The sequence below is a fragment of the Shewanella sp. CG12_big_fil_rev_8_21_14_0_65_47_15 genome (genome assembly GCF_002783505.1).
Taxonomy (GTDB): domain Bacteria; phylum Pseudomonadota; class Gammaproteobacteria; order Enterobacterales; family Shewanellaceae; genus Shewanella.
Window position 1 is genome coordinate 84,822 of record NZ_PFGL01000070.1, and the last position, 11,984, is coordinate 96,805.

The 11,984-nt window shown below is 42.2% G+C and carries 8 protein-coding genes and 3 pseudogenes; 6 read left to right on the forward strand and 5 right to left on the reverse strand.

All coding sequences use genetic code 11. The features are described 5' to 3' along the window. The first annotated feature begins 48 nt into the window (after nucleotides 1-48). From COW15_RS20060 to COW15_RS20080, 5 genes and pseudogenes are all read left to right on the forward strand, one after another. On the forward strand, nucleotides 49-1,155 hold the full coding sequence (locus tag COW15_RS20060; protein ID WP_293635418.1) for an IucA/IucC family C-terminal-domain containing protein: 1,107 nt from the start codon (nucleotides 49-51) through the stop codon (nucleotides 1,153-1,155). Nucleotides 1,156-1,288: 133 nt separating this feature from the next. Beyond that, nucleotides 1,289-1,834 (forward strand): septation protein A, encoded by a 546-nt coding sequence (locus COW15_RS20065; protein WP_293635420.1) that lies wholly within the window; start codon nucleotides 1,289-1,291, stop codon nucleotides 1,832-1,834. After that, on the forward strand, nucleotides 1,834-2,133 hold the full coding sequence (locus COW15_RS20070; protein WP_007649321.1) for a YciI family protein: 300 nt from the start codon (nucleotides 1,834-1,836) through the stop codon (nucleotides 2,131-2,133). Before COW15_RS20065 ends, COW15_RS20070 begins: the two co-directional genes overlap by 1 nt. Continuing rightward, complete coding sequence (gene xthA, locus COW15_RS20075) at nucleotides 2,133-2,945, forward strand: exodeoxyribonuclease III (protein ID WP_293635422.1); 813 nt, start codon at nucleotides 2,133-2,135, stop codon at nucleotides 2,943-2,945. The genes COW15_RS20070 and xthA overlap by 1 nt, the downstream gene beginning before the upstream one ends. A 474-nt stretch (nucleotides 2,946-3,419) precedes the next feature. Then, nucleotides 3,420-4,317, forward strand: a pseudogene (locus COW15_RS20080) (IS481 family transposase); the annotation flags it as partial. Between the two features lie 77 nt (nucleotides 4,318-4,394). On the opposite strand, the gene COW15_RS20085 reads toward COW15_RS20080, so the two are convergent. The 4 genes and pseudogenes from COW15_RS20085 to COW15_RS20100 form a co-directional block, all read right to left on the reverse strand. Then, entirely contained in the window at nucleotides 4,395-4,772 is a 378-nt protein-coding gene (locus tag COW15_RS20085; protein ID WP_293635424.1) for a DUF4279 domain-containing protein, read from the reverse strand. After that, nucleotides 4,772-5,587 (reverse strand): RHS repeat-associated core domain-containing protein, encoded by an 816-nt coding sequence (locus COW15_RS20090; RefSeq protein ID WP_293635426.1) that lies wholly within the window; start codon nucleotides 5,585-5,587, stop codon nucleotides 4,772-4,774. Before COW15_RS20090 ends, COW15_RS20085 begins: the two co-directional genes overlap by 1 nt. A gap of 21 nt (nucleotides 5,588-5,608) precedes the next feature. Then, nucleotides 5,609-9,904 carry an RHS repeat domain-containing protein gene (locus COW15_RS20095; RefSeq protein ID WP_293635428.1) on the reverse strand — a complete coding sequence of 1,432 codons (4,296 nt, stop codon included), beginning with the start codon at nucleotides 9,902-9,904 and terminating at the stop codon, nucleotides 5,609-5,611. A gap of 262 nt (nucleotides 9,905-10,166) precedes the next feature. Then, a pseudogene (locus tag COW15_RS20100) lies at nucleotides 10,167-10,480 on the reverse strand (hypothetical protein); the annotation flags it as partial. Between the two features lie 101 nt (nucleotides 10,481-10,581). Here COW15_RS20100 and COW15_RS20105 point away from each other — a divergent pair. After that, nucleotides 10,582-11,613: an IS630 family transposase gene (locus tag COW15_RS20105; protein WP_293635430.1), complete on the forward strand. Its 1,032-nt coding sequence runs from the start codon at nucleotides 10,582-10,584 to the stop codon at nucleotides 11,611-11,613. An 18-nt stretch (nucleotides 11,614-11,631) separates the two neighbouring features. On the opposite strand, the pseudogene COW15_RS20110 reads toward COW15_RS20105, so the two are convergent. Continuing rightward, nucleotides 11,632-11,814: pseudogene (locus COW15_RS20110) on the reverse strand (IS5/IS1182 family transposase); the annotation flags it as partial. Nucleotides 11,815-11,984 lie beyond the last annotated feature (170 nt).

The following is an 11,984-nucleotide window of genomic DNA, read 5'->3' on the forward strand; positions in this document are numbered from 1 at the left end:
GGCTTATCAATAACCGCGACAATCAATCACAGCCATTAAGGAGTCACTATGGCAAGCCAACGGGGAGACACCAGACTGCAACGATTGCGCGATACCTCGCCAAGCCAAGACGCGTTGAATCAAACCATTTTGACACTCAATCGGCTGTTACATGAGCGGGCGCCCTTCTATGGCGAACACCTTAGCGCAACGTCCTCACCCACGGGACTCAGTTTCGATGAATGGAGCTGCGCCGATACCTATCAAACACTGCTAGCGCGTTTTGCCATAGCGCACCCTAGCGCCGAAACTCAGACTGAAACTAAAACCGAAAACGAAACCGAGACGGATAAAACAGCTGCAACCAGCCGAACGCCTGCTTTCGCCAGTAAAAGCGCTGCGACAAATCGAAAAGACACTCGCAAAGCGCTGCATTCACTTTGGGGCCAATGGTATTTCGGCCTCTTAGTTCCGCCTATGATGGAGTGGATTTTCAACGCTCCACAAACTGACTTAGAGTCTATCCACTGGCAGCCACAGTCCGTTTTTATGCAGCTACACCCCAGTGGCCGAGTGGCAAAATTTGAATTTAACATCCCAAAGCACCAGCCAAGTACCGCTTTGACTTTTAAACAACATCACGGCATAGAACCACTTTGCCAAACCAACACTAAGCCATGTATCAACACAGACACTGAGGTACATTCGCCATTAAGCCCATTGATGCTACAAGTTGAAAAAGAACTCGCCCTACAAGGCCTTATCTTAAACTTACTGCAACCGAGTGTTGAGCGCCTGCTCACCCTAAGCCCTGTACCCGCTAAATTATATTGGAGTCACTTAGGCTATCTGATCCACTGGTATCTTGGGGAATTAGGACTCACTAAGCAGCACAGCCAGCAACTGAAACAAGCCCTGTTTCGCCGCGCGACCTTTTTAGATGGCAGCACCAATCCACTGTATAACAGCATTAACTTACTTATCGAACCTGCGCAAAGCAGTGCAGATTCGAGCAAAGACTCAAGCGTAAAAACGAGCACAACATTGAGCTCAACACCGAGCCCCAAAATCCACTGCATTCGCCGCACTTGCTGTTTAAGGTATCAACTCGCCAATACGGGCCAATGCCAGGATTGCCCTCTTATGCAACGCACCAAAGAAAAAATGCGGGCTTAGCAATTTGAAACCACTATTTAGCATCAAGATTAGACGGTTTCACGGGCAAGATCGCAATCGATGCCTATGATGGCTTTTTCCCTCTAGTCTCGCGTGCTACACTCAAGCCCTCGTCTCTTTATCACGATTATTTATGAAACAACTGCTTGATTTTCTGCCACTCGTTATCTTTTTTGCCGTTTATAAATTTTTTGATATTTATATTGCCAGTGGTGCCTTGATCGCCGCAACGGCACTGCAATTGATCGTGACCTATGCACTATACAAAAAGCTAGAAAAGATGCACCTGATCACTTTTGCTATGGTGACTGTATTTGGCACTCTCACCTTAGTCTTCCACGACGATGCCTTTATTAAGTGGAAAGTCACCATTATTTATGCTTTATTTGCCATAGCCTTAGCCACTAGCCAAATTCTGAATAAGTCGATACTAAAGTCGATGTTAGGCAAAGAAATGCAAGTAGACGATAGAATTTGGGCCCATGTGACTTGGTACTGGGTGGTCTTTTTTGCCATCTGCGGCCTAGTGAATATCTACGTCGCCTTTAGCTTACCGTTAGAAACTTGGGTGAATTTTAAGGTGTTTGGCCTCACCGCCTTAACCTTACTCAATACTGTAATAACTGTATTCTACCTTTATAAACACCTTCCCGAAGATCAACGAAAGGAACTCAAATAATGTGGTATATGATTTCAGCTCAAGATGTTGAAAACAGTTTAGAAAAGCGTTTAGCCGCCCGCCCAGCCCACTTAGCTCGCTTACAAGAATTGGCCGATGAGGGGCGTTTATTGATTGCTGGCCCACACCCAGCCATAGACAGTGAAAATCCTGGCGATGCTGGATTTAGCGGCTCTTTAGTGGTGGCAGATTTTGATTCTCTAGCGACCGCACAAGCCTGGGCCGATGCGGATCCTTACTTTGCTGCGGGTGTTTATCACAGCGTTGTGGTGAAACCCTTTAAGCGAGTTCTGCCTTGATGAAAATAGTGTCTTTTAATATCAATGGACTACGCTCTCGTTTGCACCAACTGCAAGCCTTGATCGACAGCCACCAACCCGACATTATCGGCCTACAAGAAACCAAAGTGCACGATGAGGCATTCCCATTAGCCGAAGTCGAAGCCATGGGGTACCAAGTGCATTACCACGGCGGCAAGGCCCACTATGGTGTGGCTATGCTGTCGAAAGTCGCACCAGAAAAGCTGCAAAAAGGCTTTCCAACCGATGACGAAGATGCCCAGCGCCGAATGATTATCGGCACCTTTGCCCAAGCCAATGGTCGTCCACTGACGGTATTCAACGGCTATTTCCCCCAGGGCGAAAGCATAGACCACCCCACAAAATATCCTGCTAAACGTAAGTTTTATCAGGATTTAATGTACTACTTGCAGACGAACCATAGCAACGATGAAGATATCGCCATCATAGGTGATATCAATATTTCGCCGACCGATTTAGACATAGGTATCGGCGAAGTCAATCGCAAGCGTTGGCTAAAAACCGGCAAGTGTAGCTTCCAACCGGAAGAGCGTGAGTGGTTGAAAACCTTGCAGGACTGGGGCTTAATCGACACTTTCCGTCAATTACACCCGGAGCGCACCGAACGTTATTCTTGGTTCGATTACCGCAGTAAAGGTTTCGACGATAACCGCGGACTGCGAATCGATGTGATTTTAGCGACACCTTCACTGGCGGCACGTTTAGTGGAATCCGATGTCGATTACGATCTGCGTGGCATAGATAAACCCTCAGATCATGCGCCCATCTGGAGCACGTTCAAAGAGGCTTAATCAGCTAACGTTCGATCATCTTAGTAGATATAAAACATCGGCTTAGGCCGATGTTTTTTTATGGGCGAAACATATTTTATCTTTGTCGCTCGATGAATAGTCAATGAGTCAGGTTTGATACTGAACCTAGCTTACTTCTGGACAGAAGAGCGTGTAAAAAAATAGAGGGTTAGTACGACTAAATGACTTGTTACTTGGTAGCTTAAATGCTGACTCCTACTGATGGGCGAGCCATGGTATTCACTCATCGACACGGTAAATAGAAACCTAGGGTTTCTACGCTTATGAACGAGAGCCATGGTCGTTCTCATGCATCCCTGCATTGCACGACATTCAGGCGTCCTGCCTATCAGATGGCGAACAGGCAGTTAAACAGGGACGTTGTTCAAGTCCATCCGTGGATGCAGGGCCGCCCGTCTGATGTGAGTGGATTCACGAATGCCGTAATGGCATGGATGCCAAAAAGCGGCCATGGGGCGTGTTGAGTCGTTGATTAATCAGTCCAGAAGAACACCGAACCTCAAGAATCGTGTTGATGATGTAACTGAAAATACCGTCTTAACACATGCTATCGCATTTCCTGCCCATGGGCAGTCTCGCTCTAGTAACTAGCTTCGAAAACAAGGGATATTTGTCTCCGCCAGTGGCGTGCGCTCCATTTGGTTACGGCATGGCTTAGAGAACTTCAAAAAGCGATTAAAAGCCCTCGAAGCCAAAGTCGAGCTAGAAGGGATAATCCTTTCGGATGAACAAGTTGCCGCCCTTGAACGTAAGCAGCAAGACGATGAAGCCTGTGGTGAAATTGAAACGCATCATCCAGGTTATCTCGGCTCACAAGATACCTTATTGCGTTGGTAGTCTTAAGGGCGTAGGCAGGATTTATCAGCAAACCTTTGTCGATACTTACAGCAAAGTTGCTTTCGCGAAACTGTATACAACGAAAACCCCAATCACCTCGGCCGATTTACTCAACGACAGAGTATTACCGTTCTTTGAAACACAGGCGCTGCCCATGTTGCGCATTTTAACTGACAGAGGAACCGAATACTGTGGCAAAGTGGAACAGCACGACTATCAGCTGTATTTAGCGATTAACGATATAGAACACACTAAGACGAAGGCGCGACACCCGCAAACGAATGGGATCTGCGAACGGTTCCATAAAACTATTTTGAATGAGTTTTATCAGGTTACTTTCCGAAAAAAACTGTACGGTAACATGGAGGAACTACAAAAAGATCTGGACGAATGGCTGGCTTATTACAACAATGAACGAACCCATCAAGGTAAAATGTGCTGCGGCAGAACACCACTGGCCACATTAATAGATGGGAAACGGTTTTGGGCTGAAAAGAATTTAGCTCAAATCTAAGCTGACAGTGGCACCCTAAAAAATGGGCAACTGTCAGATCAGGTCTGAGCTAGTACACCTAAGGAAACTCGGTTAAATCAATCTAAATAGACATCAAAAACAATCGACATACCCAGTTCAGCGACATTTCGAAGAGTTTTATTAGACAATAACAATCCGCCTTGTCCATTGTCTGAACTAAGCATGCAAAATAAGTCAATCTCAATATCGCTTGATATTTTCATGTGCTCTGATGATTTATAATACTCTACCAAATTGTCAATGTGTTCTCCTAATGGAAAACTATCACTTAGATTTGAGCTCAGCATCCATTGAGTGTGTTCTCTCAGATTATTCCGCTTCCCAAAAGGTTCGCCTTTCGAATAGCCCTTCGTTGGTTTACCAAAATACGCAGTAATTTCATTAAGTCCCAGTGATTTCGAAGTGATTCTTAGCATCGCTTTACTTGTTAGCATTACAAGTCTTCCTCTTTTATATTCCCAATGGTATCCCCAAGATTACCATCTTCAGTTTGTGGAAATACTTCGCCACAGCCATTACATACCTCTACATCTGGATTGTTTGGAATTTTAGCATCTCCTTTGAGCTCATGAATTTTATCTTTCACTTCCTTTGATGTCAGGTCATGCGCGCTAGCTATTTTACCAGTTTTATTTGATGTATTGCCACCACACTCCGGGCAATTACCAACCTCAGGCTTTGTTTGTCCCTTATTTTCAGTGTTATCAGAACCATTTTTTGCACTCAATATAATCGCAGCAGCAGTTATAATTGGGTTACCAGTTCTGGCGGCCCCCACCACAACATCTCGCTGTGTGATGTTAGGTGCTTTAACATTTCCAGCATTTTGTCCTATTATTGGCGGTGGTGGTAAAAATAATGCTAAGGCAAATTCACCATCAGGGTCCGTATATTTATACGGATTATTGTTCCCGTATGCATATCGATTAAATGAATGAATATCTCTAAATCCAATCGGATCATCCGCATAGAATCGACCTATGAGTGGATCATAGTATCGTGCCTGCATATAAGTCAGGCCCAGGTCTTTATCTTGCAGGTGCCCCGTATACCCAATACCTTCCTTATCCCCACCAATACGTTTACCAAAGGGTTCATAATGGCTGCGGCTGACGATATTGCCTGATACATCCGACTCAGATATCACTGAACCGAGCATATCCGTGTGCTGATATCGCACAACGGTAGCCATGAGATTAAAAGAGGTTATATAAATCAAACAAAAAAATATCAAACTTTTATATTTCATTTTTACTCCTAACTAATAGGCCTACAAGCTATAAGCCGCTGTTATAGTTTGATTGGAATTTGTTAGACATGTCATGGTTATATTTAACGTAAAATGCCGTCCTAAATTCAAGCTGCCAGAAGTACCGGATATTTTGGTAGTACCAGATATATTTGTTCCAATTAAGCGTTGAACCTCCCCAGTACAAGAACTGGCATTTTGAGTTGTCCAACTAAATCCTTTTTTATCTTGTGTACAGATTGTCTTTGTCTTTTTTGAACCAGGTATTGGTTCTTGCCTACATACTTCCGGAGGATTAGTTTTCTCAAACTTTATGTAATAACTTTCAGCATTATCGACCTCCGCAATTAACTGCTTCCCTAAGAATACATTATCACTTTTTGTCCCATTCGCAGCTTCACGGTATAACAACTGTCCAGCTTGACTGTATACAGAATAATGTGACCCATCTGCTTTATTTTGCTTAACTCTTCGATTGTGACCATCATAGACGTAGCTGATCCCTTTAGCTGAGGTCATTTGTTGACCTAAGTTATAGGTAAGGCTATAGCGTCCATTATTGGTCACATTACCGCGAGTATCGTATTGGTAACCATAGGCATAGGCACCCATTAGATTGTTTAATCGGTTAAGTGAATTGTAATTGTAGGTAATGGTTGAGTTATTCAAACTGCGGCTGAGCACATTACCCAGCCCATCATAGTTATACCGACCGCTCCCCCACTTGCCATCAGCAGATTTAAGCCTATCGACTCCGTCATAAGCGAGATTATCTACATCATTATTGCGGTCCACCCAATCGATTAAACGGGCCAAATTGTCGTTATTGTCATAACTTGGGTCGAGACTATTTTTGACTGAGCCTGCTTTGATATCTGTCAGTGCATCAATACGACCTGTCGTGTCTAACGCAACATTCCTGATAATCCCATTACCATACGTGAATTGCTTAATCTGTCCGTTCGGATGGTAACTTACCCCTGAAGCATAACTTCCTGCCTTAGTTGCTTGACCCAGTGCATTAGGTGCAAAATCAACGATTGCTCCTGAGGGATATTTAAGAGAACTCAGTGCGCCTAGGTTGTTATATTCCCAGTCCAGTACAAAGTTCTTGCCATCGAGCGCAAGAGTCTCTTTTTCAATAGTATTCGAACTATTGTACAAATACGTCCAGTTTACGGACCCTGCCAGTAAAGAGGTTATGTTCCCATTACCATCATAGCTATAGGTTTTATCGGGGGTACTGTCGGGGAAGTTCTCGGTTCGTAACTGTACTAAATTATCATAAGCAAGCAATGTCTTATGTGTTGCAGGTACGGCTGCCGCATCGCAGTCTAAGGTTGAACCGATGGTCCCCTCTGCACGCCATATCTGTTGACGCTGACCATTATAGCCAAATGCCGTCATGCCAGTTTCAGGGCGGATTTGTTTACACAACTGCTGATAGGCATCGTAAATACGCGATTCGACAATATTACCTTGACGAATACGGGTTATCTGCTCAAACACGTTATAATCAATGGCGATATCATCCGTATCCGGCGCTTCGATTAACGTCGGCTTATCATAGGCAGGCTCACCATAGGCAAGATAGGTTGTGGTGGTGGTGTTATTTTCACCATCCGTCACCGCCACTTTATTACCAGAGAGATATTCACGCCGACTGACACTACCATCACTGGTACGCGTTTGGCTAATAATGCGGCCCAGCGCGTCATACTCGGTTTCCATACCTAGACGGTTGCCAGCGTCCGAACTAGGGAAGCTGGATAAGGTCTGTCTATTGTCATGGTCATAGGCCATGGTTTGGTATCGTATTGTTGAGGCATTCGCGGTATCGCCTTCACGGATAAAAATAGGTCGCAGTAAACCATCATGATAAATACGTTTTTCGTAATTACCATGCGATATAGTCTGACGCAGGCTACCAACAGCAACATTACTGCCACTTATTCCATCACCCGCGCTGGTCACCATCGCATAACTGACCACTTTGTCAGTCCATTTTGGGTCAGCGTAATCAATCTTTGTTAGCCAACCGACAGGGTTATAACTGTATGAGGTTTTATTACCATTAAAGTCAGTGACGCTGCTGGTTGTGCCGTCAGCATTCACCTCAAGTAATGCCACGATAGTATTGGTCGTACTGCCATTTGCGGTATTACAGCTATTAGTGGTCGCACAAGGAAGGGTAAATTTACGTGCCTTGCCACGGTAATAGCTTTCTTGTCGCGTATATTTGTTAGAATCTGCAAATGCAGTTAATAAAACATTACCATCAGCATGATAAGTATAGCTTTTGACTAATTTACCATAATTTAATTCATCACTTACCAGAGGTATGCTTTTGGGGCCTACCTCTTTAAATATATAACTAGCAATAGATTTGCTAGTATTAAAGTCTGCAATTTTTATGTTTGAAATTTGATTGAGATGCCAATTTTTTAAATCATGAAAATAATCAGTAATCTTTACCTTTTCAAAATTAGAAGGATCATACTCTTTTTTGTTTATTACAGCATCAAATTGATTGTATATGTAATTCTTTACATAAGAAGATTGATTTTCAATAACAGTTTCCGATTTTACCAATGGATAGTATTTCAACAAATCCTCATTTCTTGAAAAGTCTTTTTGAATTCCTTTGAAACTACTACTACCATATGTATAAAATATCGTTCTATTTGGTTCAGTTGTGTTTTTATCATACATTTCTATCGCTGAAACACTTCCAAAGAGATAAGTTCTTGATTTTCTATTTATAAAATATTTTAATGAAGTATTATCAGGGTTGTTTACTGTAACAGTTTTTGTATGTTGACGATTGACTCCACTTGGAACGGAACCAGTTAAATAACTCTCTTTTGGTCCATAATTGTCTTCTATATCAAAAGCACCTAATGTGTTAGAATAATAATAAGACCATACATCACTGTTGTTATCTGATGTGATCGTTTTTTTCACTAGTGCATAAGTATAATGACACCTTCTCTCATCAAGCTTTATACCTTTTTTGGAGGTATATATATTTGATTCATCACTCCTTATATATTTATAAGTAAGCTCCATTTTTAAACCGTAAGGACTTTTAATTACCATAGGTATAAGTCGAGATTCATCAGGATTAAAAGCTCTACTACAAGTGTATCGTCCACTTGAATCACCAACATGCTCAACATCTGTTGAATGTAAATCGTATGTCCACGTTTTTCCATCAGGCTGTATCACTACTAAGTTAGTATTTTTTCCCAATTCCCTGTCATTTGGGTTTAAGATTGTGTTTTTATATTTCCAAATGCGCCCTGCAGAGTTAAGAATTGTATCGTTCCCAATTCTGGATACGCTTAACTCCCTACCGTCGCTACTAGTAATCTTTCTTAATGATAAATTGTTATATGTGTCACGATCAATATCTGATGGCTGTGTATGGTCGTATTCATATTTTACCCAATTACCAAACTTATCCTCTATCTTACTAACAAATAGAGAGTATTCTGCATACTTCATATCAAAGGGATTTACAGGTTCACGAAAGAAATATTGACTTGTCGTAGTTTGTCCAAGAAAATAACTCAAAAATGGTAAGTCATTCCCTCCTTTTATTGTACTAGGAAAACTACCTATTTGGTCAAAATAGTATATTAAACCATCAGGTGAAATAGCTTTAAAACCATTAACACCATTTGTTGAAGAAAAACACTCAACTTTCCAATTTGATTTTGTTATATATTTTGCAGAAGAGTATAAACTGTTATTTATATCTGGAGTTAGTAGTTCATCGTCACTAACTTTTCCAGGAACACTTATTTTTTTCTGAGAGAATGCCCAACCTCTATTCAGACCTTGGATTGACGTATTTGATGTTAAATCAGCCGATTGTTCATTCCCACTACAATATTGACCAACCTTCCATGATAAAGGTAAGTTACTATGGTTTTCATTTATAGATGCATATGATGTATATAAAGATGATGTTCTTGCATAGCTTAACCATATTCTAGGCACATCCTCTAACCACCCATGAACAATGGGAAAGTTAGTGTTGTACTTAAGTCTGTAACTTACTTCAATCGGAAAATTCCCAGGAATATCTCCATCTTTACGCGAAAAACTCATGGTGCCTGATGATACATCGAAGTGATCACCAAAATCACCATTGATATTTAATTTGTCATTGCTTAATGTTTTGACTTGATCTGTTATTGATGCTTCATCCGCTTCAGAAAAAAAACTAACAAACACCAAAATAAAAAATATAATCCTTATAAAATCCATATTTATAACACCTCCAAACTTTAATTTAACGCGCTGCACCATAATGCAACCACCACCAAAACTATAAAATTCACTAATGCAAGATTATATGTATCATAAAAAAATAATTACAGTACAGCGGCCTAAATGAATTACCGCATAAAGTCTTTAATACTTGGAGGTCACAGCCTTTACTTAACATATTATTAACCTATTTATTAAGAAGAACAATCTTTATTGTTTAAAAAATTCGTTGCTACTTTAACTCTGATTAATTTTAAACTAAAGAGTATTTACAATTTAGTGAAATTATCTATTTACAGTACTAAATACTGCAGTTAATAATATTAATGGCTTTGTTCAAATAACAAACTACATAGTGAGTTTCAGGCATACTTGTCCTGTAAGCTTATTCAACGCCCTAATCAATTTGTAAGTTTCTCCCACCTTAGCGTTAAGATTTCGCATTCTCAATGTGCCATCTCACAGTCGCTTCACTCTATACATGGCTGTTTCTGAGATTGACCTGCGATAATACCCGTACCGTTTCTTCCATTGCTTATTTGAACCATGGAGCTTTTACCTATGCATCAATAAGTTACGAGAATGCCCTTGTTTCCATAATGCAGCGCCTTCCCTAAATAGCTGTTCCAAATAGTAGATCAAAGGAAGGGAACTCAGTCCTGTTTGAGCGATCTGATCTATCGCCAAACAAACCCACCACTCGCCGAGGACTGAGAATGGCCATCTTACCACCACTTTGTCGCGCAGAGCGCAAACAACTACAGAAATTGATCCATAAAACCAAGGATAAGCACTTCGCCCGACGTCTTATCGCTATGTTGATGCTGCATCAAGGGCAGTCGATTACCGACGTTCATCATGCTACTGGTGCAGCACGCTCCAGTATTGGTCGTTGGTTAGGCTGGTACACCGAAAGCGGCGTTGATGGGCTTAAATCCCTGACGTTGGGACGGCCGGCAATCTTGCCCATAGACCCCATATTGCTCTGTCTATCTTTGCTTATTCAGCTATGCCCACAGGACTTTGGCTACCAACGTAGCCGCTGGAGCAGCGAACTGCTTGCCATGGTGATTAATGCACAGCTTAAGCTCTGCATCGCTGCATCAACCGTCCGCCGATTACTACCCAAGGCAGGAATTGTCTGGCGCCGCTCAGCTCCGACATTGCGTATCAAAGACCCACACAAAGATGAGAAAATGGCCGCAATAAATCAGGCACTTGAGCAGTGTTGCGTCGAACATCCGGTTTTCTATGAAGATGAAGTAGACATCGACTTGAACCCAAAAATCGGGGCAGATTGGATGCCAAAAGGTCAGCAAAAACGCGTTGTCACCCCGGGTAACAACCGCAAGCACTACTTGGCTGGAGCCCTGCATGCCAAGACAGGAAAAGTGCTTTATGTGAGCAGCGATAGCAAAGCGTCAGAGCTGTTTATTGCCATGTTGGAGAAGCTTAAGCGACATTACCGCAAAGCCAAAACCATCACGCTAATCCTGGACAATTACATCATTCATAAGAGCCGTAAGACCGTAGCTTGGCTCAAGCACAACCCCAAATTCAGATTACTGTTTCAGCCGGTATACTCGCCGTGGGTCAACAAGATAGAACGCTTGTGGCTCGCACTGCATGAAACGGTAACCCGCAATCACGCTTGCAGGAACATGCGGGAACTGCTTGGCATGGTATGGCATTTTATGGGAACCGTTTCCCCATTTCCTGGCAGCGGGCATGGCACGGCGAAAGTGTAGCAGTATTCGGATCAGCTATTTAGGTAGGATGAGCATTAAAGTGCGTTTTCGACGAACGACTTCGTGACAGACTTTTGTGTCGTCAGCGCTATTACTCTAGATATTGCGGACTTTTCGATGGGTTTGCTTACGTAAGTTTGTCACCACTTCAGCGCCAGCCACATTTGATAAACTAAGCTCGGCAGCAATGATTTCGTGAGTCAGCCTATTCTTGTGGCGCAAAAAATCAGGCAAAAATCAGGCCATCCATTTTAAGGGCAAAAATCAGGCCATCCATTTTAAAACAACATAATGCACTTTCAAGTTACCTTCAAGTAACGAAAAGTCACTTAGCAGCGAAAAAGCTGACAAGGTATGGAGTAAATGGATAA